This window comes from Streptomyces sp. NPDC054813 (genome assembly GCF_053611365.1).
Genome location: NZ_JBSHAF010000007.1, coordinates 204,430 through 226,575, shown reverse-complemented (window position 1 = coordinate 226,575; position 22,146 = coordinate 204,430). Strand labels below are relative to the sequence as shown.

General features: G+C 72.4%; 23 protein-coding genes. 13 read left to right on the top strand and 10 right to left on the bottom strand.

Annotated features, from left to right (window positions below; translation table 11 throughout):
* Nucleotides 1-494: 494 nt before the first annotated feature.
* The 6 genes from dhaK to ACWGJB_RS16540 all read left to right on the top strand — a co-directional run bounded on the left by dhaK (nt 495) and on the right by ACWGJB_RS16540 (nt 5,004).
* Nucleotides 495-1,487 carry a dihydroxyacetone kinase subunit DhaK gene (dhaK, locus tag ACWGJB_RS16565; protein WP_453380868.1) on the top strand — a complete coding sequence of 331 codons (993 nt, stop codon included), beginning with the start codon at nt 495-497 and terminating at the stop codon, nt 1,485-1,487.
* 49 nt (nt 1,488-1,536) lie between these two features.
* On the top strand, nt 1,537-2,136 hold the full coding sequence (dhaL, locus tag ACWGJB_RS16560) for a dihydroxyacetone kinase subunit DhaL (RefSeq protein ID WP_360492005.1): 600 nt from the start codon (nt 1,537-1,539) through the stop codon (nt 2,134-2,136).
* Nucleotides 2,129-2,539: a PTS-dependent dihydroxyacetone kinase phosphotransferase subunit DhaM gene (locus ACWGJB_RS16555; RefSeq protein WP_453380867.1), complete on the top strand. Its 411-nt coding sequence runs from the start codon at nt 2,129-2,131 to the stop codon at nt 2,537-2,539. Before dhaL ends, ACWGJB_RS16555 begins: the two co-directional genes overlap by 8 nt.
* 520 nt (nt 2,540-3,059) lie before the next feature.
* Nucleotides 3,060-3,182: a hypothetical protein gene (locus ACWGJB_RS16550; RefSeq protein ID WP_453380866.1), complete on the top strand. Its 123-nt coding sequence runs from the start codon at nt 3,060-3,062 to the stop codon at nt 3,180-3,182.
* Nucleotides 3,183-3,319: 137 nt separating this feature from the next.
* A complete protein-coding gene (locus tag ACWGJB_RS16545; RefSeq protein WP_453380865.1) occupies nt 3,320-4,438 on the top strand; it encodes a CocE/NonD family hydrolase in 1,119 nt (372 codons plus the stop codon).
* Nucleotides 4,330-5,004 carry a CocE/NonD family hydrolase C-terminal non-catalytic domain-containing protein gene (locus tag ACWGJB_RS16540; RefSeq protein WP_453381009.1) on the top strand — a complete coding sequence of 225 codons (675 nt, stop codon included), beginning with the start codon at nt 4,330-4,332 and terminating at the stop codon, nt 5,002-5,004. Before ACWGJB_RS16545 ends, ACWGJB_RS16540 begins: the two co-directional genes overlap by 109 nt.
* A gap of 165 nt (nt 5,005-5,169) precedes the next feature.
* Here the strand turns inward: ACWGJB_RS16540 and ACWGJB_RS16535 are convergent, their stop codons facing one another.
* The gene (locus ACWGJB_RS16535) at nt 5,170-5,808 is read right to left on the bottom strand and encodes a TetR/AcrR family transcriptional regulator (RefSeq protein ID WP_453380864.1); all 639 of its coding nucleotides are present in this window, start codon (nt 5,806-5,808) and stop codon (nt 5,170-5,172) included.
* Nucleotides 5,809-5,962: 154 nt separating this feature from the next.
* Between ACWGJB_RS16535 and ACWGJB_RS16530 the strand changes: the two genes are divergently transcribed.
* Nucleotides 5,963-6,724, top strand: a complete 762-nt coding sequence (locus tag ACWGJB_RS16530; protein WP_453380863.1) for an SDR family NAD(P)-dependent oxidoreductase — start codon at nt 5,963-5,965, stop codon at nt 6,722-6,724.
* A 22-nt stretch (nt 6,725-6,746) separates the two neighbouring features.
* Here the strand turns inward: ACWGJB_RS16530 and ACWGJB_RS16525 are convergent, their stop codons facing one another.
* Nucleotides 6,747-7,442 carry a glycoside hydrolase family 75 protein gene (locus tag ACWGJB_RS16525; RefSeq protein WP_453380862.1) on the bottom strand — a complete coding sequence of 232 codons (696 nt, stop codon included), beginning with the start codon at nt 7,440-7,442 and terminating at the stop codon, nt 6,747-6,749.
* Between the two features lie 384 nt (nt 7,443-7,826).
* On the opposite strand from ACWGJB_RS16525, the gene ACWGJB_RS16520 reads away from it, so the two are divergent.
* Together ACWGJB_RS16520 and ACWGJB_RS16515 are read left to right on the top strand one after the other, a co-directional pair.
* Nucleotides 7,827-8,789: a fibronectin type III domain-containing protein gene (locus tag ACWGJB_RS16520; protein ID WP_453380861.1), complete on the top strand. Its 963-nt coding sequence runs from the start codon at nt 7,827-7,829 to the stop codon at nt 8,787-8,789.
* A 167-nt stretch (nt 8,790-8,956) separates the two neighbouring features.
* Nucleotides 8,957-9,502, top strand: coding sequence for a hypothetical protein (locus tag ACWGJB_RS16515; protein ID WP_453380860.1), 546 nt, complete (start codon nt 8,957-8,959; stop codon nt 9,500-9,502).
* A gap of 6 nt (nt 9,503-9,508) precedes the next feature.
* Here ACWGJB_RS16515 and ACWGJB_RS16510 read toward each other — a convergent pair whose 3' ends face one another.
* From ACWGJB_RS16510 to ACWGJB_RS16495, 4 genes are all read right to left on the bottom strand, one after another.
* Complete coding sequence (locus ACWGJB_RS16510; RefSeq protein ID WP_453380859.1) at nt 9,509-10,051, bottom strand: PadR family transcriptional regulator; 543 nt, start codon at nt 10,049-10,051, stop codon at nt 9,509-9,511.
* 22 nt (nt 10,052-10,073) lie between these two features.
* A complete protein-coding gene (locus ACWGJB_RS16505; protein ID WP_453380858.1) occupies nt 10,074-12,089 on the bottom strand; it encodes an FAD-dependent oxidoreductase in 2,016 nt (671 codons plus the stop codon).
* Nucleotides 12,090-12,206: 117 nt separating this feature from the next.
* Nucleotides 12,207-12,575, bottom strand: coding sequence for a hypothetical protein (locus ACWGJB_RS16500; RefSeq protein ID WP_453380857.1), 369 nt, complete (start codon nt 12,573-12,575; stop codon nt 12,207-12,209).
* Between the two features lie 124 nt (nt 12,576-12,699).
* Complete coding sequence (locus tag ACWGJB_RS16495) at nt 12,700-13,569, bottom strand: hypothetical protein (protein ID WP_453380856.1); 870 nt, start codon at nt 13,567-13,569, stop codon at nt 12,700-12,702.
* Between the two features lie 273 nt (nt 13,570-13,842).
* Between ACWGJB_RS16495 and ACWGJB_RS16490 the strand changes: the two genes are divergently transcribed.
* Together ACWGJB_RS16490 and ACWGJB_RS16485 are read left to right on the top strand one after the other, a co-directional pair.
* Nucleotides 13,843-15,921 (top strand): SpoIIE family protein phosphatase, encoded by a 2,079-nt coding sequence (locus ACWGJB_RS16490; protein ID WP_453380855.1) that lies wholly within the window; start codon nt 13,843-13,845, stop codon nt 15,919-15,921.
* A gap of 148 nt (nt 15,922-16,069) precedes the next feature.
* Nucleotides 16,070-16,795 (top strand): hypothetical protein, encoded by a 726-nt coding sequence (locus ACWGJB_RS16485; RefSeq protein ID WP_453380854.1) that lies wholly within the window; start codon nt 16,070-16,072, stop codon nt 16,793-16,795.
* Here ACWGJB_RS16485 and ACWGJB_RS16480 read toward each other — a convergent pair.
* Together ACWGJB_RS16480 and ACWGJB_RS16475 are read right to left on the bottom strand one after the other, a co-directional pair.
* Nucleotides 16,792-17,577, bottom strand: a complete 786-nt coding sequence (locus ACWGJB_RS16480) for a putative protein N(5)-glutamine methyltransferase (RefSeq protein WP_453380853.1) — start codon at nt 17,575-17,577, stop codon at nt 16,792-16,794. The genes ACWGJB_RS16485 and ACWGJB_RS16480 overlap by 4 nt on opposite strands.
* A 33-nt stretch (nt 17,578-17,610) precedes the next feature.
* Complete coding sequence (locus ACWGJB_RS16475; RefSeq protein WP_453380852.1) at nt 17,611-18,675, bottom strand: hypothetical protein; 1,065 nt, start codon at nt 18,673-18,675, stop codon at nt 17,611-17,613.
* Nucleotides 18,676-18,825: 150 nt separating this feature from the next.
* On the opposite strand from ACWGJB_RS16475, the gene ACWGJB_RS16470 reads away from it, so the two are divergent.
* A complete protein-coding gene (locus tag ACWGJB_RS16470) occupies nt 18,826-19,269 on the top strand; it encodes a MarR family winged helix-turn-helix transcriptional regulator (protein ID WP_453380851.1) in 444 nt (147 codons plus the stop codon).
* On the opposite strand, the gene ACWGJB_RS16465 is transcribed toward ACWGJB_RS16470, so the two are convergent.
* Both ACWGJB_RS16465 and ACWGJB_RS16460 read right to left on the bottom strand, forming a co-directional pair.
* Nucleotides 19,230-19,979 (bottom strand): GNAT family N-acetyltransferase, encoded by a 750-nt coding sequence (locus ACWGJB_RS16465; RefSeq protein ID WP_453380850.1) that lies wholly within the window; start codon nt 19,977-19,979, stop codon nt 19,230-19,232. The two genes, ACWGJB_RS16470 and ACWGJB_RS16465, sit on opposite strands and share 40 nt — an antisense overlap.
* Nucleotides 19,976-20,899: an NADP-dependent oxidoreductase gene (locus ACWGJB_RS16460; protein WP_453380849.1), complete on the bottom strand. Its 924-nt coding sequence runs from the start codon at nt 20,897-20,899 to the stop codon at nt 19,976-19,978. Before ACWGJB_RS16460 ends, ACWGJB_RS16465 begins: the two co-directional genes overlap by 4 nt.
* 417 nt (nt 20,900-21,316) lie before the next feature.
* Between ACWGJB_RS16460 and ACWGJB_RS16455 the strand changes: the two genes are divergently transcribed.
* Nucleotides 21,317-21,904 (top strand): Rv1733c family protein, encoded by a 588-nt coding sequence (locus ACWGJB_RS16455; RefSeq protein ID WP_453380848.1) that lies wholly within the window; start codon nt 21,317-21,319, stop codon nt 21,902-21,904.
* Nucleotides 21,905-22,146: the final 242 nt, after the last annotated feature.

The following is a 22,146-nucleotide window of genomic DNA, read 5'->3' as shown; positions in this document are numbered from 1 at the left end:
CCGGGCAGAGCAAGATCCGGACCATTCCCGGGCCAACGACTCCGACGAGCTGCCCATAGCCGCCATGTGCGCAGGTCAGCGGTGCGTTGCCGCTGTACCACCATGAGACCAAGAACCTGTCGGCGCGTTCCCCCGACATCCATGGGGTGGGCCACTCTCTGAAATCACATACACACAACCTAAACATGACTCCCACGAGGCCGTGGGGGCGCGAAAGCGGCACACCCAGCGCTGACGAAACGGGGCCTCGCAGCGCACATGACCTTCGCTGCCGCAAGGTCGATACTGGTGGACAGGACGCCCGCCCCCGACTCCAAGACATCCCCGCGAAGACTGATGACCCGTCAATTAGGTCAGCGTTGGGTCAGCATCAGTACCGCCAGAACCCGCCTTCCAGCGCCCGGGACCGTCAAGATCAATAACCTGCCACACCTGGCTTGAACAGGAAAAATGCCGGTCAGGGACCCAACTGCTAGCCTATGAGGGAGACAGCCGTGAAGATGCTGATCAACGTCCCGGAAACCGTGGTGGCGGATGCGCTGCGGGGTCTGGCCGCCGCTCATCCCGATCTCACCGTCGACGTGGAGAACCGGGTGATCGTACGGCGGGACGCTCCCGTCGCCGGCCAGGTCGGGCTCGTGTCGGGCGGGGGCTCCGGGCACGAGCCGTTGCACGGCGGATTCGTGGGCCCCGGGATGCTGTCGGCGGCCTGTCCCGGTGAGGTGTTCACCTCTCCTGTCCCGGACCAGATGGCCCGGGCAGCCGCGGCCGTGGACAGCGGCGCCGGCGTCCTGTTCATCGTGAAGAACTACACGGGCGACGTGCTCAACTTCGACATGGCCGCCGAGCTCGCCGAGGACGAAGGCATCCAGGTCGGGAAGGTGCTCGTCAACGACGACGTCGCCGTCACCGACAGCCTCTACACCGCCGGCCGGCGCGGTACCGGCGCCACCCTCTTCGTGGAGAAGATCGCGGGCGCGGCCGCGGCCGAGGGACAGCCGCTGGAGCGGGTGGAGGCCATCGGGCGCCAGGTGAACGAGAACTCCCGCAGCTTCGGTGTCGCCCTGAGCGCCGTCACCACCCCGGCCAAGGGCACTCCCACCTTCGACCTGCCGCCCGGCGAACTGGAGTTGGGCATCGGGATTCACGGCGAGCCGGGCCGGGAGCGGCGGGCCATGATGACCTCGGGCGAGATCGCCGACTTCTCGGTCAGCGCCGTCCTGGAGGACCTGTCGCCGCGCAACCCGGTGCTCGTCCTGGTCAACGGCATGGGCGCGACCCCGCTGCTGGAGCTGTACGGCTTCAACGCCGAGGTCCAGCGCGTGCTCGCCGAGCGTGGTGTCACCGTCGCCCGCACGCTGGTCGGCAACTACGTCACCTCCCTGGACATGGCCGGCGCCTCGATCACCCTCTGCCAGGTCGACGAGGACCTGCTGCGGCTGTGGGACGCCCCGGTGAACACGCCGGCCCTGCGCTGGGGCATGTGAGCGAGGAAAAGCAGCGACCCGCGCCCGTACCGCAACGCAAGGAGATCCCGTGCTCGACGCCGACTTCTTCCGCCGCTGGATGGCGGCGACCGCCTCCTCCGTCGACCGCGAGGCCGAGCGGCTCACCGCCCTCGACTCCCCCATCGGGGACGCCGACCACGGCAGCAACCTCCAGCGCGGGTTCAGGGCGGTGGTGGCCGCGCTGGCGGAGGAGGCGCCCGACACCCCGGGTGCCGTACTGACGCTCGCCGGGCGCCGGCTGATCTCCACGGTCGGCGGCGCGTCGGGGCCGCTGTACGGCACGCTGCTGCGCAGTACCGGCAAGGCGCTCGGCGATGCGGCCGAGGTCAGCGAGGCTCAGCTCGCCGAGGCGCTGCGGGCCGGGGTGGACAAGGTCATGGCGCTCGGCGGGGCCGCGCCCGGCGACAAGACGATGATCGACGCCCTGGTGCCGGCCGTGGACGCGCTCGGCGACGGCTTCGGCGCCGCGCGGGCCGCCGCCGAGGAGGGTGCCCTGGCGACCACACCACTGCAGGCCCGCAAGGGCCGGGCGAGCTATCTCGGGGAGCGCAGCATCGGTCACCAGGACCCGGGGGCCACCTCGTCGGCGCTGCTCGTCGCGGGACTTCAGGAGGCAGCCGGTGAGTGACGACAAGCTGGTCGGGATCGTGCTGGTGTCGCACAGCGCGGAGGTCGCCGCCTCCGTCGCCGAGCTGGCCAAGGGCTTGGCGGGCGGCGGTACGGCGGTACCGGTCGCCGCGGCGGGCGGCACCGAGGGCGGTGGGCTCGGCACCAGCGCAGAGCTGATCGCGGCCGCCGCCGCGTCCGTGGACCGGGGTGCGGGCGTCGCCGTCCTCACCGACCTGGGCAGCGCTGTGCTCACGGTGAAGGCGCTGCTCGCCGAGGGCGACGAACTCCCGGACGGCACCCGCCTGGTGGATGCCCCGTTCGTCGAGGGCGCGGTCGCCGCGGTCGTGACGGCGGCCACCGGCGCGGACCTCGGCGCCGTGGAGGCGGCCGCCGTGGAGGCGTACTCCTACCGCAAGGTCTGACCACCCCTGGGGGTGTCCGGCGGCACATGACGATGCTGCCGCCGGTCCCCACTTCCGCACCTCACCTCGCCTCACCTCACCGCCGGGAAGCGCCTTCTCTCGCAGCCGACCCGATCCGCCGAACGGGCGCTGGTACCGCGGCGGTCCCGGCCCGCCGGAGCGGACCGAAAGCCAACCCCTTGCAGGCGCCGGTCCGGCAGCGTCGGAGGGGTTGCCGCGTTGCGCCGCCACACCGTCGCTCCAGGTCGGCGCGGCCCGGACCGCGCGTCCGTCCCGTACGCCGTACCACCGCGGTCCTGGCTGCCGCGGAACCGGAACTCACCGCCGTGCGCGATCCCTTGACCGGCACTTCCCACCTACTTGAAGCTACCGAACATTCGGTCGGTGGCGTGCCTTCGGCGACCCCACCGACTCCTCCTGGAGCAAGGGGTGATCAAGGTGTCGGAGACAACAAACCCCGATACGCAACAGCCGCCCGCCGGAGCCGGCGGCCCCGATCGGTCACGCCACCGCGGTGGGCATGTTCCTGACCGCCTGGCTCGTCGTCACGATCGTCTTGGACTTCGGCCGGCATCTCCTGCCGCTCTTCCCGCTGAACCGCCGACCGCCGGTCGGGGCGGCACAGCCCGTGTTGTCTGCGTGATCCGTACGGCTCGTGCCGCCCGTCGGCCCGCATGACAAGGAACGTGCCCATGAACACACCCATGAGGAACAATCGCCTGCGCGCCGGAGCGGCCGTGCTGGGTCTGCTCGGCGCCCTGACCTCAGGGCAGGCGGCCGATGCCGCCGTCCCGTCAAGGCACCGGGTGGCAGCCCGAGGCCGCCTCCTACGGGGTGAGCGCGCCGGTGCACACCACCGTCAGGATGGACGACGGGGTCAGCATCTCCGTCGAGGTGACCTATCCGACCGACCCGGCGAGCGGAGCGCGGGCGACCGGGAACTATCCGGTGCTGCTGACGCAGAACCCGTACGGCACGGCCCGCTCCGACCCGACCGGCACCGGTGACTATTTCGTGCGCCGCGGCTACATCTACGTGGCCTCCGCGGTACGCGGCACCGGCGCCTCCGGGGGCCAACTCGACTGGTTCGGCGGCCGCCAGGGCAAGGACGGGGCCGAACTCGTCGACTGGGCGGCCCACACGCTGTCCGGCGGCGACGGCCAGGTCGGTCTCGACGGCTGCTCGTACCTCGGGGTCAACCAGTGGTTCACCGCGGCCGCGGTGGGCAAGCACTCTCCCCTCAAGGCGATCACGCCGTTCTGCACGGACTCCGACTTCTACAACGACCTCACCGCCGACGGCGGCATCCCCACCACCTTCGTGGCCGGCATCGCACGGGCCGAGCCGCGCGGTCCGGAGGACGACCCCGCCACCGACCCCCAGTCCGTCACCATCGCCCAGCAGGAGAACGGCGGCTCGCGCTCGTACAACGACGCGTACTGGCAGGCGCGGAACGTGCAGAAGCTCATTCCGCGGATCGTCGCCAACGGCATCCCCGCGCTCACCGAGAGCGGCTGGAACGACCTGTTCCCCGGCGGCGACCTCGGCGCCTACGTCTCCGCGCAGAACGCGTACCACCACCGGCCGTTGAACACCCCCGTCACCGCCGGTCAGCGGGTCACCGGTCGCTACCAGGCGATCGTCGGCCCCTGGACGCACGGCGAACACGTCGACGAGAGCACCCTTCAGGCCATCCGCCTGGAGTGGTTCGACACCTGGCTCAAGGACGAGCCCACCGGTATGGCGTCCACCTCCACGCCCCTGCACCTGTTCGAGAACGGCGCGAACCGCTGGGTCGACAGTGCCGCCTGGCCCCCGTCGGACGACGCCCGGACCTACTACCTCGGCGACGGCACCCTCACCCGGGCAGGCCGTCGGCCGCCGGCCGCGACAGACTGACCTGGCCAGCGGCGAGTTCCGCGAACACCCTGACGTACACGACGGCTCCGCTGACCCGGGCCGCCGTCCTCGACGGGCCGACCGACGTCACCCTCTACGCCGAGTCGACCACACCCGAGACGGAACTCACCGCGACGCTGGACATCGTCGCGCCCGACGGAACCGTGACCAAGCAGGCCGATGGCATCCTGCTCGGCAGCCGGCGCGCGCTGGACTCCCGGGACAACTGGTACGGGGACAACGGCACCCTGCTGAAGCCGGGCCACCCCTTCACCCGGGCCTCCCAGCAGGCGGTGGTGCCGGGCAGGACCACGCGCTACGACATCTCGCTGCTGTCGAACCTCACCCGGATCCCGGTCGGCCACCGCATCCAGATCGTCATCGACAGCCAGCCGCCGGCCGGCTTCCACGCCTCGCTCATGCCCACCCCGCAGGAGCAGGCCGATCTGGCGGGCGGGATCTACACGGTCGAACGCTCCCCGCGGGCCGCGTCGTTCGTGAACCTGCCGCTGACCTCGCCGGACTCCTTCACGACCAGCCCCGTCAACTGGGGGCCGTCCTCCTGAGGAGCTGAAGTCCTCCTGTGGGGCCCGGTACCGGTGTGCGGCGCCGGGCCCCACAGGCGTGCGGTCAGCCGGCCGGCGAGGGCGGGGGCGACGTGGGGCGTCCTGTCAGGGCCGGTTACGCCCACCGTATGCCGGGACAACGGCTCCTGATCCGCTCCGCCGCCCCTAGGCAAGACCGTCCGCCACGACCGTGAGGGCCGCGCGCAGGGTCGCCGCGAGTTCGGCCTCCGCCGTGGCAGGGTCCGTCGTCCCCTCGGCGGCCCGCCAGGCGTAGTGCTCGACGGCCGCGCGCAGCGCCGCGTTGAACATGGCGGCCTGGATGGTGGGCCGCAGGTCCTCGGCGGGCAGCCCGGAGCGCTCGGCGAGGGCGCGGGCGAACGCGGGTTCGGCCTCGTCGTAGGTCTGCAGCCACTCCGCGCGCAGGCCCGGCTCGGTGCGGGTCAGCCGGACCAGGGCGCCGATGGTGGCGCGGTCGGGGCCCCGCACCAGGCGGCTGTCGGTCGGTACGGCGCTCTCGAAGGCCTCCTCCAGCGGCCGGCCCGGCCGCCAGGCCCGCAGACAGTCGGCGACCACCTCGATGCCGGCCGCGAACAGCGGTCGTACGCAGGCCTCCTTGCTCGGGAAGTAGCGCCACACCGTGCGGGCGGAGACCCCGACTGCCTGGCCGATCTGCTCACCCGTGGTCGCCGCCACCCCCTGGGCGACGAACAGGTCCACCGCGGCACGGGCGATCTCCAGTCTGGTCTCGGCCTTGCGCTCCTCGGTGAGGGGCGGCCGTCCCGTGCGTCCCGCTGCTGCGGTCATCTGTTCCTCCCGTGCCCCTGAGTGCTGCACGGAATTCTCCTCGAAGCCCGGGAAACCTCTCGCCACGACTTTATGTCAGTCAACGACATTAAGTCGTATGGTGTGACCGCAACCGGGCGCAGAGCGCCCTCGAACCACCTGATGGGAGCACCACATGGCCAGCGGACTCGACGGGCGCGCCGTCATCGTCACCGGCGCGGGATCGGGGATCGGGCGGGCCGCCGCCCTGGCCTTCGCCAGGGAGGGCGCCCGGGTCGTCGTCGCCGACCTGAACGCCGAGGTCGCGGGCGCCGCGGTCAAGGAGATCGAGGAGGCGGGCGGTACGGCCGTGGCCGTCACCGGCGACCTGAGCGAGCAGTCCGTGGTCGACGAGGTGGTCGCTACCGCCGTGGCGCGGTTCGGCGCGGTGGACGTGCTGGTGAACAACGCCGGGATCATGGACCGGATGTCGGCGCTGGGCGAGGTGAGCGACGCGGAGTGGGAGCGGGTGATACGGGTCAACCTCACCGCGCCGTTCCTGCTCACCCGCGCGGTGCTGCCGCACATGCTGGCGGCCGGCCGGGGCACGATCGTCAACACCGCCTCCGAGGCCGGTCTGCGCGGCAGCGCGGCCGGCGCCGCCTACACGGCCTCGAAGCACGGTGTCGTCGGCCTGACCAAGAACCTGGCGGTGATGTACCGCAACCAGGGCATCCGGGCCAACGCGATCGCGCCCGGCGGCACCAGGACCGGGATCCAGGTCGACCTGGCGGACGGTGCCCACGGGCCGGCCGCGCTCGGCCCGTACTTCGGCAACGTCGGCCAGGTCTCCGAACCCGAGGAGCAGGCGGCCGCGATCGTCTTCCTGGCCTCCGACGCGGCCGGCAGCATCAACGGCGCGATCCTGCCGGTGGACAACGGCTGGGCGGCCGTCTGACACCCTGCCGGGGGTGGCCCGGTCAGCCTCCCTCGGCGAACAGCGCCGCCAGGCGCTCCCCCTCCGCCTGCGCCGCGTCGCCGTCCTCGATGGGTTTGACCACGGAGTCCTTGAAGACGATGTAGGTGACACCGGACGGCACCCCGCCGACGCGTGGGTCGGGGTCCACACCCAGGCCCTTCGCGGTGGCGTACGACGCCTCGCCGATGATGTCGCTCGGTCCGGTGTCGCCGACGACGGCGTACTGAACCTGGTCCTTGTAGATCACGGCGGCGACCGCACCGCCCTGGATGCCGGACTTCCGGTAGTCCCAGCGGCTGCTGGGGCCCGGTACGACGACGTAGGGCAGCGTCTCGGCGTTGAGGTGGCTGCCGTCGGACTGCTGGAAGGCGGTGGCGGCGGAGAACGCCGGGTCGGCGGTGCGGTTGCAGTGCCCGGTGATCCGGCCGTCGCAGTCGATGTCGAGGTCGGCCTTCCAGAAGACGGCCTGCTCGGTGCCGCACACGGGGACGGTGGCGGCGGTTCCGGCGTCGGTGCGATAGCGGTCCTTGGAGACCTCGGTGCAGTCGCGCAGCCGGTCCAGTCGGTGCAGCAGGTCGATGGCGGTGATCCGGTGCCGGGCACCGGGGGCGGTGAGCGAGGCGGCGGGGGCGGGCAGTGTGGTCGGGGCGAGCAGGGCGGCGCCGGCCGTGGCCAGCGTCAGCGTCTGGAGACGCACGATGAGGGACCCTCTCCGTGGGGGACATGGAGTCAACCGGACCAATGTGGTGGGGGCGGGGCGGCCGGGCCAGGAAGAGGGGGCCGTACAGGGCCGTACGGAGCAACGAAGTGACACTCCGTGAGAATCCGTCAGGGGCCGGGGCGCTGAGCCGGTGTCAGCCCGGTCACCCCGGCCGCCCGCGTCGGCGCGGGATCAGCGACGACAGCGTTCCGCGCCACGGGCGCGAACTCCCCTTTCCTCTTGGGAAGTTCGGCCGTAGAGCCCTCAGCATACGTAACTCTCCCCCGCTGTCTCCAATACGGCCCTCTTGATGTCCGCATCCCGGGCAGGCCATATTGGTCCGGACCTTTGCCGTCCTGCCGTCCCCGGGGAGGCGGAACCGTGCGCCGAGTTGTCGTCCTGGTCTGCGCCCTCCTGTTCATGACGTCCTGTGGCTGGGGCGGGACCGCCGACGACGACAGCGGCCGGCAGCCCGGCGCCCCGACGGGGGTCACCGCGGCGGCCGGGAGCGCGACGAGCGTGCATGTGATGTGGAACGCGTTGCCGGCCGGCTCGGGAGTCCGCGGCTACGAGGTATATCGCGGCACCACGAAGGTCGATGAAGTGCCGGGGTCACAGCACATGGTGGACGTCACCAGGCTCAGGCCGTCCACCATGTATGCGTTCACCGTCCGGGCGCGGGGCGACGACGGCAGCCTCGGCCCGCGCAGCCGTGCGGTGCGGGCGACGACCCCGGCGGTGGTCGCGGCGGACCGTTCGGCGCCGACCCGGCCGGCGCACCCGAGCGGCCGGGCCGTGGGCAGCCGTGCGGTGCAGCTGTCCTGGGACGCCGCGAAGGACGATCGGGCGGTGGTGTCGTACGACATCTACCAGGGCGGTGCGAAGATCCACAGTGTGGGCGGAAACCAGACCGCGACCGTGGTCACGGGGCTGCGGCCGGGTACGCGCTATGTGTTCACCGTCCGGGCCCGGGACGCGGCCGACAACCTCTCGCCGGCCGGCGCGGCGGTGCGCCTGACCACACCGGGCAGCGACGACGGCCGGAACACCGCGCCGACCGGGTTCACGGCCGGGAGCCATGAGCAGAGCGGGGCGTACTACCTCGACCTGGCCTGGGATCCGCCGCGCGTGGACGGAGTGATCACGGAGTACCAGATCCGGCTCGACAGAGGTACGACGACCTCGCTGGTCTGGGGCGGCATCCCACCCACAGGCCACTCGACCTATAGCTTCTATGTGGGGCGGGACCATGGGGTGGTGCACCATGTGCGGCTGCGGGCGCGGCTACCGGACGGGACCTGGGGCGGGTGGTCGGCGCAGCGCGCCGTCACGACGGGGGCGTGAACCGCATCACGGTCTGGGCCGGACGGAGGAATAGGTCACCTGGACGGCCGCCCCCGGGTGCGGTGCGGGCCTGCGCCGCTTTGGCTGACCCTGAGGCAGCACGGGAGTCTCCGATCCTCGGCGGCGCAAGGGACGTTCCGCCTACCGTGCCGCCGGAGGGCAGCCACATGCGAAACTCACGACTTCTCCTCCGCTCCGGCCTGACCCTGGCGGCCGCCGCCGCGCTCCCGACCTGGCTCGCGGGCCCGTCCGCCGCGCTCTCGGGCATCTCGGTGAGCACCACCGGCACCACGGTCTCGGTGGTCACCAGCGCCTGCACGCAGAGCGGCGGCACCTGGGGCAACGCCTCGCTGCTCAACAGTGGCCAGACCGCCTTCGCCCAAGGGCGGCAAGCGGCTCTGGCAGGCACCACGGTGAGCCAGTCGGCCGCCTGGTCGGGGGTGTCGCCGGGCACCTACACGGTGGTCGTCGTCTGCTCCAACGGCGGAACGGCGGGCACCCAGTCGGTGATCGTGTCCGGAACCGCCGCGGCGCCGACGACCTCCTCCACCACCAGGTCGGCCGCGCCCTCCCGGGGCGTGATGGGCGGTCTGGGCGGGGCCGCCCGCGACTACGGCCCGCTCACGCTGGGCATCGGCGCGGCGCTGGTCGGCTCGGGCGTCATCGCCACGGGCTGGTACCTGCGCAAGCGCTCGAAGCCGTACCGGCTCTGACCCCGCTCAGGTCTCCGGGAGTTCGCCGAACTCCCGGAGGGCCTGGCTGAGCCACTGCGTCCAGAAGGACTCCAGGTCGATGCCGGCCCGCAGCACCAGGTGCCGCAGCCGGTCCTCGGGGGCGTCCTTGCCCGGCGGGAAGTCGCGCCGCTGGATCTCCTCGTACTCGGCCAACTGCCGTCGGTGCAGCTCCAGATGACGGTGAAGATCGGCTTCGAGTCCATCGGTGCCGACCACCGCCGCCGCGCGCAACCGCAGCAGCAGCACGTCGCGCTGCGGCTTGGGGTCCTGGGCGGCGGCGGTCCAGCGGGCCAGTTCGGCGCGGCCCGCGGGCAGCACCTCGTAGCTCTTCTTCTGCCCGCGGGCCGGCTGCTCGGCCGGCAGGGTGCGGATGTAGCCCTCGGCCTCCAGCTTGCCCAGCTCGCGATAGATCTGCTGGTGTGTCGCCGACCAGAAGTAGCCGATCGACCGGTCGAACCTGCGGGTCAGCTCCAGCCCCGACGACGGCTTCTCTAGCAGGGCGGTGAGGATCGCGTGCGGGAGTGACATGGGCTCATCCTAGGGACGGCCCCTACAGGGCGGCCGCCAGCTCGGTGCCCTGCTTGATGGCCCGCTTGGCGTCCAGCTCGGCGGCGACGTCGGCACCGCCGATGATGTGCACGCTGCAGCCGGCGGCGACCAGTTCCTCGTACAGGTCCCGGCGCGGTTCCTGCCCGGTGCACAGCACGACGGTGTCGACCTCCAGGACGGTGCTCTCCCCGTCGACGGTGACATGCAGTCCGGCGTCGTCGATCAGGTCGTACCGCACCCCCGGGACCATGGTGACGCCCCGGTGCTTGAGTTCGGCGCGGTGGATCCAGCCGGTGGTCTTGCCGAGGCCGGCGCCTACCTTGCCGGTCCGGCGCTGGAGCAGGTGGACGGTGCGCGGGGGCGCGGGGCGCTCGGGGGCGGTGAGGCCGCCGGGGGCCCGGTAGTCCATGTCGACGCCCCAGTGCCTGAAGTACGTCGCCGGGTCCTCGCTCGCCTTGTCGCCGCCGTCGGTGAGGTACTCGGCGACGTCGAAGCCGATGCCGCCGGCGCCGAGGATCGCGACCCGGTCGCCGACGGGGGCGCCGTCACGCAGCACGTCGAGGTAGCCGAGGACGCGGGGGTGGTCGACGCCGGGGATGTCGGGGGTGCGCGGGGTGACGCCGGTGGCGACGACGACCTCGTCGTAGCCGGTGACGTCCTCGGGCTCGACCATGGTGTTCAGGCGTACATCCACACCGTGGGCGTCCAGCTGGTGGCGGAAGTAGCGCAGGGTCTCGTCGAACTCCTGCTTGCCGGGGACCTTGCGGGCCACGTTCAGCTGGCCGCCGATCTCGGCCGCCGCGTCGAACAGGGTGACCTGGTGACCGCGTTCGGCGGCGGAGACCGCGCAGGCGAGGCCGGCCGGTCCCGCGCCGACGACCGCGACGCGCTTGCGCCGCCGGGTCGGGGCGAGGACCAGTTCGGTCTCGTGGCAGGCGCGCGGGTTGACCAGGCAGGAGGTGACCTTGCCGCTGAAGGTGTGGTCGAGGCAGGCCTGGTTGCAGCCGATGCACGTGTTGATCGCCTCGGGCGTGCCGGCCGCGGCCTTGTTGACGAAGTCGGGGTCGGCGAGCATCGGGCGGGCCACGGATACCATGTCGGCGCCGCCTCCGGCGAGCAACTCCTCGGCGAGTTCCGGGGTGTTGATGCGGTTCGTGGTGACCAGCGGGACGGAGACCTCGCCCATCAGCCGCTTGGTGACCCAGGTGTAGGCGCCGCGCGGCACCGAGGTGGCGATGGTGGGGATCCGGGCCTCGTGCCAGCCGATGCCGGTGTTGATGATGGTCGCCCCGGCGGCCTCGACGGCCTGGGCGAGGGTGATCACCTCGGCCAGGGACGAACCGCCCGGGACCAGGTCCAGCATGGACAGCCGGTAGACGATGATGAAGTCCGTGCCGACGGCCTCGCGCACCCGCCGGACGATCTCGACGGGGAACCGCATCCGGTTCTCGTAGGACCCGCCCCAGCGGTCGGTGCGGTGGTTGGTCCGGGCGGCGATGAACTCGTTGACGAGGTAGCCCTCGGAGCCCATGATCTCGACGCCGTCGTAGCCGGCCTGCCGGGCGAGGCGGGCGGCGCGGACGTAGTCGTCGATGGTCCGCTCGATGTCCTCGTCGGTGAGTTCACGGGGCGGGAAGGGGCTGATCGGGGCCTGGAGCGGGCTGGGCGCGACGAGGTCCCGGTGGTAGGCGTAACGGCCGAAGTGCAGGATCTGCATCGCGATCCGGCCGCCCTCGCGGTGCACGGCCTCGGTGACGGCGCGGTGCTGTCCGGCCTCTTCCTCCGTGGTGAGCTTGGCGCCGCCCTCGTAGGGCCGGCCCTCCTCGTTGGGCGCGATGCCGCCGGTGACGATGAGGCCCACTCCCCCGCGGGCCCGGGCCGCGTAGAACTCCGCCATCCGCTCGAAGCCGCGCTCGGCCTCCTCCAGGCCCACGTGCATGGAGCCCATGAGCACGCGGTTGGGCAGGGTCGTGAACCCCAGGTCGAGGGGTTTCAGCAGGTGCGGGTAACGGCTCATCGGGGCCTCCGTGCGCGGTGTCGTCGTACCAGTTCTAGAGGACCGCGCACGGATTATGCAACTAGTTGCACAAAGGCTCCGGGGTTACGTGTCTCAGATCACCGGACAGATCACCGGTCACCGGCTTTCGAGCAGGACGTGCAGTTCCCTCTCCTGGTCGCCCGAGGCGGAGGACAGGCTGCGCACCGTGAACAGGGAGTCGAGGGTCGTACGGAGCCGGTCGATCGCCCAGTAGCCGCCCTGCGCGTCGGCCTCGACCGAGGCCGCGAGCCGGGGCGGCGGGGTGCACTCGTGGGCGTCGGTGACCTCGAACGTGCCGAGCCACACCATCGGGCGGCTCTCATGGAGCTGCTGGGGCACGTCCTCGGCCTCCCGGTCGGACTCGAAGCACTGGCACAGCGCGTCGAACACGATCCGGGCGTCTTCCTTGCTGCATCCGCTGATCTCAAGCGAGACGGGTTCCTCGTGCAGTCGCTCAGGACCCATGGTGGTCGCTCCTCTCATGGCGATGGCGCGGTCTCACGGGTTCCCCCGCGAACCGCGCCATGCCAACAGAAAAGCACCGATTTCCCGGTGGTGCAGAACCCGGTTCACCACCCGGGCCGAGAACTCAGCCCCGCGTGAACTTGTACGTCTTGCTGTCGGTGAGGATGCAGAACCCGGGCGACATCACGATGACGCGCAGGGTGCCGGTGCGCCGGTCGTAGTCGATGCCCTCGGCCTCGAAGGTGCCCGAGCAGGAGCTGCGCAGCGGGAGCTGGCGCAGCGCGGTGACATGACCGGTGACGTTGCTCGACCCGGGCTGGGCGGACAGATCGATCTGCAGCAGGGGCTTGGTGTAGCCGAAGAGGCTGCCGTCGGGGTCGTCCGAGGAGCACAGCAGCGTGGTGGCGCCGGAGAAGTCGCAGCCCTGGACGTCACGCACGGCGTGGTCCAGGTTGACGACGGAGGCCAGCGGGAGGTTCGCGGACGGCGAGGTGCTCTTGTTGACGCCCGGAGTGGGGAAGACCAAGAAGCGGGTCATCGTGCCGTACTCGCCGGAGAGCATGTACTGGCCGTCGGGTGAGATCGCGTCCCAGGAGTTGTTGAGGGCCTCGCCGGAGGCGAGCGTGTGCACGTACTCCGACCAGGCGCCGCCGGGAGCCTGCACCCGGTACATCTTGGCGGTGCCGGAGTCGGCCTGGTACGGCTCGACGTAGTAGCCGTCGTACGACTCGTCGGGGTCGCCGACGTGGTTCCAGCCGCGGCTGGAGACGCCGATCGGGATGGTGCCGACGCCGGTGTAGCGGTTGGCACTGTTGGCGGGGACCTCGACCGAGGTCAGGCCCTGACTCTCGGTGAGCGGGTCGGCGCGGTCGGAGCCGGTCTCGGTCCAGGTGTCGGCGGCGGACGCCGGGCCGGTCGAGAGGGCGAAGGCCGCGGCGAGGGCGACCAGGGCGGTCAGACCTGCGCGACAACGTTGCCGGGTGGACGCGGGCATGGAAGCCTACTCCTCGGTTCGGGGGGTGGGACGCGCGTGCGGCGGTCAGTCTGACGTGCCCCTGACAGACATGTACAGACCAATGACGGAACGGGAAGGTGAACTCACGCCCCTGCCGCACCTGTGGTCGTTTCGCAGTACGGAAGCCGCCGTGTTGAGAGATGGTGGAAAAGTCGGCGGCGGCGGCGGAGAGTCGGGTGTGAGCGCGATAGAACAAGGGGAGTCGGCACGGGGGACGACGTGCCGTGCGCAGGTTCGAAGGCGGTGCGTGGGATGAGTCCAGCCGAGGCGTCAGCGGCCGAGGGCGAGGAGCCGGTGCGCGGACCCGTGCGTCCGGGCGGGCTGCTCGACGTCCTCGGCATGGCCTCGGTCGTGCTGGACGCCAAGGGGCGCATCGTGCTGTGGAGCCCCCAGGCCGAGGAGCTGTTCGGCTACCCGGCCCGCGAGGCGCTCGGCCAGTACGCGGCCCGGCTGATGGTGGACGAACGCCATATCGGTCTGGTCGGCAAGCTGTTCGCGGACGTGATGAGCACCGGGCAGAGCTGGGCGGGCGGCTTCCCGATCCGGCACAAGGACGGCTCCACCCATGTGGTGGAGTTCCGCAACATGCGGCTCACGGACGCCAACGGCGACGTCTTCGCGCTGGGCCTGGCCGCCGACCAGTCGACGGTGCGCCGGCTGGAGCAGGACGTGGCGCTGTCCGAGCGGATCGTGAAGCAGTCGCCGATCGGGCTGGCCGTCCTCGACACGGAGCTTCGGTTCGTCTCGGTCAACCCGGCACTGGAACGGATCAACGGGGTACCGGCCGAGGAGCACGTGGGGCGGACGCTCCGCGAGGTGCTGCCGCATATGGATGCCGACGCCCTGGAGTCGGCGTACCTGCGGGTGCTGCGGACCGGCGAGCCGGTGATCGACCAGCCCGCGGTGGGCAGTACGCCGGCCGACCCGGACGAGGAGCACATCTGGTCGCTGTCGGCCTACCGGCTGGAGGACGCGCTGAACAACGTCCTGGGCGTGGCGACCTCGGTGGTGGACATCACCGAGCCCTACCGGGCCGGTGTCGAGGCCGAGAACGCGCGCCGGCGCCTGGCCGTGATCGCCGACGCCTCGACCCGGATCGGCACCACCCTGGACCTGGAGCGCACCGCCGCCGAGCTGGCCGACGTCGCCGTGCCGGAGCTGGCCGACGTGGCGGTCGTGGACCTGCTGGACACGGTGGCCGAGGGCCGGCGCAGCACGCTCGGACCGGCCGAGCCGGCCATGCTCCGCGCTCTCGCCGTGCGCGCGGAGCTGGACGCGGACGCGGTGCAGGCGGCCGACGCGCCGGGCACGGTCGCCCGGTACGCCCCGGACCTGCTGGTCACCGAGTGCGTACGGACCGGTGAGGCGGTCCTGGTGCCGCAGGTCAAGGACGAGGACCTGCCGAGGATCGCCCGCTCCCCCGAGGCTGCCGAGCTGCTGGTCCGGGCCGGACTGCACTCGTACCTGGCCGTGCCGCTGATCGCCCGCGGCGAGGTACTGGGCGCCCTCGAACTCAAGCGCACCCGCAAGCCGGCGCCCTTCGACGAAGACGATCTGCTGCTGGCCCGGGAACTGGCCGCCCGCGCGGCCGTGCAGATCGACAACGCCCGCTGGTACCAGAACGCCCGCACCACCGCGCTCACCCTCCAGCGCAGCCTGCTCCCCACCCACCCCAGGGTCACCAACGGCCTGGAGGTGGCCTCGCGCTACCAGCCGGCCGGCGCCACCGTCGAGGTGGGCGGCGACTGGTTCGACGTCATCCCGCTGGACGGCGGCAGAACGGCCCTGGTGGTGGGCGACGTGATGGGCAGCGGCATCAACGCGGCCGCGACGATGGGCCGGCTGCGCACCGCGACCAACACGCTGGCCTCCCTCGGCCTCGACCCGGCCGTCCTGCTGGAACACCTGGACAAGACCACCTCAGGCCTCGACCACTCCATCGCGACCTGCGTGTACGCCGTGCACGACCCGCGGCTGCGGCAGTGCCGGATCGCCAACGCCGGCCATCTGCCGCCGGCCCGGGTCCGCCCCGGCCGGCCGCCGGAACTGCTCGATCTGCCCACCGGGGTCCCGCTGGGCGTCGGCGGGATCCCCTTCGCCACGACGACCGTGGACTTCGAGCCAGGCGACGAGCTGGTGTTCTACACCGACGGTCTGGTGGAGACCCGCAGCCACTCGCTGGACGAGCGGCTGGACGCGCTGCTGGCCCTCCTGGACGGCCCCGCCCGCCCGCTGGAGGAGGTCTGCGACCTGCTGCTGCGGGAGCTGCACCACCCCGACAACCACGACGACGTGGCGCTGCTCATCGCACGGGCGCTGGACCTGCCGTAGCCGCAAAGGGCGACGGCTCCGGGGCCGCCCGCCCGCGGGTTCATCGAATTCACAGGGACTGATTACCGGGTTCTTATCGGCGAACCACCACAATTCCAGAGAGGCACGCATCGCTGTGCCGCGTGCCGTTCGCCGATGGGAGCGAGCCGTGACGCACGAACCCGAGCAGGAACACCGCCGTGACGGCGACGGAACCGAGCCGTCGATCCCGCCGATGCCGGACCATCCCCCGCAGGCCGACCCGGGGTGGGAGGTGCTCGCCGGACCGGGACCGGACCGCGAACCGGGTGCGCGGGTGCGCGACCTGTGGCGCCGGCAGCCGGCCCGCGCGCGTGCCGTGACCGTGGCCTTCGCCGTCGGGGCACTGGCCCTGGGCGGCACCGCGGCGTTCGCCGCCGGCTCCGGAGGGAACGGCTCCGACACCCCGCCCGCGGCCTCGGGTGCACCGTCGGCGCCCTCGGCCCCGGACGGGCACGGCCCCGGGCACGGCCCGTTCGGCATGGGCGGCATGGGTGTGCACGGCGAGGCGACCGTCAAGGACCCGGACACCGGCAAGTACGTGGTACGGGTCTGGCAGCGGGGCACGGTCGAGAAGGTGGCCGACGACCAGGTCACCGTGAAGAGCGACGACGGCACGTCGTGGACGTGGACCGTGGGCTCGGACGTCAAGGTGCGCGGCGACGCCGACTCGCTCAAGAAGGACGCGACGGCGTTCCTGGTCGGCACCCGCGACGACGGCAAGCCGACCGCCTCCGCCGCCTTCTCGGGCGACTTCATGGGCCGGGGCGGCATGCATGACCACGGCGGCCCGTGGCAGCGCCCAGGCGACCGCTCACCGTCCCCGAGCCCCTCGGACAGCGGCGCGACGACCTAGTCCTGGTCCCGTACACCGATCACGACGTTGGCGTACAGCTCGTCCGACACCGCGAGCCGGGCGGTCAGACCGACGGCGGCGAAGGCGTCGACGGCTGCCTCGGCCTGGCGTTCGCTGGTCTCGACGAGGACGCAGCCGCCGGGCGCGAGCCACTCGGGCGCTCCGGCGGCGACCCTGCGCAGCACGTCGAGGCCGTCACCGCCGCCGTCGAGGGCGACCAGCGGCTCGTGGTCGCGGGCCTCGGCGGGCAGCAGGCCCACCTCGCCGCTGGGGACGTAGGGCACATTGGCCGCGAGGATGCCGACCCGGCCGCGCAGGGCGGCGGGCAGCGCGTCGAACAGGTCGCCGAGGTGTGCGTGTCCGCCGTAGGGGGCGATGTTGTGCCGCGCGCAGTCGACCGCGGCCGGTTCGATGTCGGCGGCGTGCAGTTCGGCGTCTCCGAGGGCGGCGGCGAGGGCCGCGCCCACCGCGCCGGAGCCGCAGCACAGGTCCACGACGACGGACGTGTGCGGGGCCTGCGCGAGGGCCTGGTCGACCAGGAACTCGGTACGGCGGCGGGGCACGAACACGCCCGGTTCCACGAGCACCCGCAGCCCGTGGAAGCCGGCCCAGCCGAGGACGTGTTCGAGGGGCTGTCCGGCGGCGCGCCGGTCCACCATCGTGGCCAGCTCGTCCGGGGTGCGGGCGGTGGCGAGGATCAGGTCCGCCTCGTCCTCGGCGAAGACGCAGCCCGCGGCGCGCAGCACGGAGACGACGGCGGTGGTGTCGGAGAGTGGCAGCATCACCGGGAGCCTATCCGGCCGCCGGTCCGACGGTCACACGCCGACCGTTTCCTCCTCTTCCGCCTCCGCCTCGGCCTCGGCCTCGGTCACCTCCGCCGTGAGCCCGGCGGGCGAGTCCGGTACGACCAGGCGCGCGGCCCTGGCCTTGGCCCGCTCGTACGCCGCCGCGAGAGCGGTGACCGCGAGGCCGGCCAGCAGCCAGACCGCGAGGGTCCACACGTGGCGGCCCAGGCCGTCGTCGCCGAAGTACAGCAGGCTGCGGACGCCCTCGACGAAGCCGGCGCCGTTCCAGAAGGTGTGCAGCGTGCCGAAGAAGCCGTTCTGCAGGTCGGGCCGGAACAACCCGCCGGAGCTGGTGAAGTTGAGCATCACGAAGAGCACCATCATGGCCAGCGTGGTCCACCGCTTCAGGAAGGTGTGCAGGCCGACGCCGATGAGCAGGATGCCCGCCGAGTAGAGCCAGGCCATGCCCCAGACGCCGGCCAGGTCGTGGTGGGCGAGGTGGAACACCGGTCCGGCGAGCAGCGCGCCGATGCCGCTGACGACGGCGGAGACGCCGAGCGCGAGCAGGGCGCGGATCCGCATGGGGAGCGTGCCGCCGGCCGCGCCGAGGGCTGCGACCGAGGCGTAGGAGCCGATGCTCACCGCGATGAGCAGGAAGAACAGGCCCTGTCCCGTGGGGTCGTCGGCGACCGGCCGGGCCACGTCGGTGACCTTGAGCGGGGCACCCTCCTGGGCGGCGACGGGGGTGAAGACCTTCTCGACGGCGGTGGCGTCCATGTCGGAGGCGGCACTGGCGACGATCAGCTCGGGCGCCTTGGCGCTCGGCACATAGGCGCCGGTCACGGTCCGGGACGTCAGCAGGTCGACGGCCGCGGCGCGGGTCGGGACGGTACGGACGTCGAGCCGGTCACCCGCGGTGTCCTTGACGGTCTGCGCGAACACCTTCGCCTCCGGTCCGGCGCCGACCACGGCGACGGGCATCTGGTGGGGTGCCGGGTGGACGAACGCTCCCAGGTACGCCAGTCCCATGCCCAGGCACATCAGCAGCGGGGTGATCAGGTGCGTGAGCACATGGCGCAGTGCCGGTGACCTCATCGCGTACGACCTCCATATCTTCCGGATCTTCCGGCCAAACTAGTTGGCTTATACAACTCACATTCAAGTTGTACTATACAACTAGAACGTCGGAGGAGGTATTCCCGTGAGGGTGTTGCTGGGGCAGGTGCCGCCGTCGAAGGTCCTCCCATGACGGCCGCCGAGGTTGCCGTCGAGACCATCCAGCGCGAGATGACGGCCTTCGCGCGCCGGGCCCGGGCGTCCGCCGGGCGCATGCACCCCGAGCTGTCGCTGGTGTCGTACACGCTCCTCGGGCATCTGGAGGAGCGCGGCGGCTGCCGGGCGACCGACCTGGCCGCGCACTACGCGCTGGACAAGTCGACGGTCAGCCGGCAGGTGGGGGCGCTGGAGCGGGCGGGGCTGATCGAGCGGCGCCTGGACCCGGAGGACCACCGGGTCCAGGTACTGCATCTCACGGCGGCAGGCCAGGAGATCCTGGCCCAGGTCACGGGCAGCCGCCGGGCCGCGTTCCGGGAGCGCCTGGCGGACTGGCCGGAGGATGACCTGGTCAGGTTCGCGGGATACCTGGAGCGCTACAACGCCGGGACGTCGGCGGGCACCGGCGAGGCCTGACCGAGCGTCTGCGGCACCCGGGCCGCCAGGAAGGCGGTACGGCGGCGCAGTCGGAAGCCGAGGGACTCGTACAGCCGGATCGCGGTGGTGTTCCCCGCGCCGGTGTGCAGGAACGGGGTCTCGCCGCGGGCCCGGATGCCGTACGCGACCGCGCGGATCAGCCGGGTCGCCAGGCCCTCGCCCCGGTACGCCGGGTCGGTGCAGACCGCGCTGATCTCGGTCCAGCCCGGCGGGTGCAGCCGCTCCCCCGCCATCGCGATCAGCCTGCCGTCCCGGCGAATGCCCAGGTAGGTGCCGAGTTCGATGGTGCGGGGCAGGAAGGGGCCCGGCCGGGTGCGCTCGATCAGGTCGAGGATCTCGGGTACGTCGGCTGGGCCGAGGCGGATCGCCTGCGGCTCCGGGACGGCGTCCATGCCCTCGTCCACCAGCTGCACGCCCGCGATGTTCATGGTGAGTTCCCAGCCCTCGGGGAGGTCGCCGCGGTAGCCGGGCAGCCCGACCTCCGTGCCGGGCCCGGCCAGAGCGGCGAGATCGGCCCAGTCGTCGGCGTCGGGCTCGTCGGGCAGGGCCAGCCACGGGGAGACGTCGACCGGGTAGCGCAGGATCCGTCCGCGCCGTTCGGCGAAGAGGGCGTGCGGGCCGGTGAGCGAGGCGAGAGCGGGGTTGTCCAGGATGTGCGGCGCGCCCTCGCGGGGCCCCGGGATGCTCATGCGGCGACCTCGATCACGACCTTGCCGCGCGCGTGCCCGTCCTCGACGGTGCGCAGCGCCTGGCCGGCCTCGTCGAGCGGGAAGGTCCGCGAGACATGCGGGTCGAGCTCACCGCCCACCACCAGTTCGGCCACCTCGTCGAGAACGGCCGCGGTACGGGCGCGTTCGACCCGGCTGCCGCCCAGCGCGGCGACGGTGTCCGGGGCGGCGCCCGCGGTGATCAGCTTGGTGCGGTCGGCGAGCAGATCGGCCGCCTCGGCGAGCACCTCGCCGCCGACCAGGTCGTACACCGCGTCCACGCCCTGGGGCGCGGCGGCCCGCACCCGCTCCGCCAGGCCGGGGCCGGAGGGCACGTGCACGGCGCCGAGCGATTCGACGAAGTCCTTCTTGGCCTCGCTCGCCAAGCCCACGACCCGCAGCCCCCAGGCGCGGGCGATCTGCACGGCCGCCGCGCCGACTCCGCCGCCCGCGCCGGTGACCAGCAGGGTCGCGCCCTCGGGCAGGTCGAGCTGGCGTACCCCGTCGTAGGCGGTGGCCGCGGCGACCGGCAGGGTGGCGGCGTCGGTGAAGGACAGCGCGGCCGGCTTGTGCGCCGTCACGGACGCCGTCAGCAGGGCGTACTCGGCGAACGCGCCGGCGGGCGCGTTGCCGAAGACCTCGTCGCCGACCGCGAACCCGCTCACGCCCTCGCCGACCTCCTCGACCACTCCGGCGGCCTCGCTGCCGAGCACGACCGGGAAGCGCGCCTCGCCCTCGCCCGGGCGGCGGAAACCGGTGCGCAGCTTCCAGTCGACGGGGTTGACCCCCGCCGCCCGCACCGCGACCAGCAGTTCACCGGGGCCGGGAACGGGACGGTCCACATCGGCGAAGGCCTCGGTCTCGGGCCCGCCGTGCCTGGTGTAGACGTACGCCTTGGGCATCGTTCTTCCTCGCTCTCGGATGCTGTCACCGGTGTCCCGGTACCGGCACTCTGGGCCAAGGACGATCGTCCGGCCGCTATTCCCGCGCCCTCGAATCGTTCATACGGCCGCAATGATCGTGGTCCTGACCTGGGCCGAACCCAGCGGGTCGGCCCAGGAGCGGCCTGCCGGGCGGCCTGCAGGTCGGCCTGGTGGGGGCGCGTGCGGGCCGGGTGACTCGGGGCGCCGGGGCCGGGGATGCGGCGCGTGGCGGAACGTGCGCTTCGGCCGGTGTCGCCTTGGTGGCTCCGGCAGGTGGGCCAGGTACTCCGTACGGGGTAACAGATCGATGTGGACGCCCGCGTGCAAGGGGGGCACGCTGGGAGCTGCGGACCGGCTGTCCGGCCCTACGGCTCCCGTGGCGGCGAGGAGGTCGACATGCGTACCCGAGTGCGTGGCTGGCGCTGGCGGCACAACCCGCTGCGGCGCAGGTCCGACCTGGTGGAGGCATGGATCGCGCTGTCCGTGGCGGTCCTGTTGTGCGTGGGTGCGCCCCTGGTGGGGGCGGTGGCGGGGCTGTGGGCCCATGAGCGGGCGCGGTCGGTGGCGACGATGGAGCGGGCCGAGCGGCACATGGTCCGGGCGGTGGTCGTCGGGAGCACGCCGGAGCAGCTCCCGACGGCGGAGGGCGGCGACCGGGAGCACGCCTATCAGACGGACGTCCGCTGGACCGAACCCGGCAAGGGGACGAAGACCGCCCTGGCCCGGGTGCCGGCCGGGACCCGGGCGGGTGACACCGTGGACGTGTGGTTCGACCGTCGGGGGCACGGTGTCGGCCCGCCACCCGACGAGGTCGCCGTCTGGCAGCACACGGTCACCGTGGGCCTGTGCGGGACGGGCGGCGCCGCGGCCGTGGTACTGCTCGGCCACGGTGTCGTCCGCCGGGTCGCGTTGCGGCACCGGCTCGCCGAGTGGGAGCAGGAGTGGGCACGCACCGGCCCGGACTGGACCCGCGGACGCGCCTGAGGCCCTGGAGATCCCGGCCCCGCAGATCCCCTGCCGCGCTGTCCGCGTACGACGACGTCCGCACCCCCACCCCGCATCCGCATCCGCACCCGCACCCGCACCCGCACCCGCGGTGCCCCGACCACCTGTGACGACGACCCGACCGCCCGGGCGCGCCCGGGCGGGGGGGGGCGGGCCGCCCGGCGCCCCGGGCCCCCGGGTGGACGGGCGGGGGGCGGGGGTGACGCTAGGGGCCGGGCGCG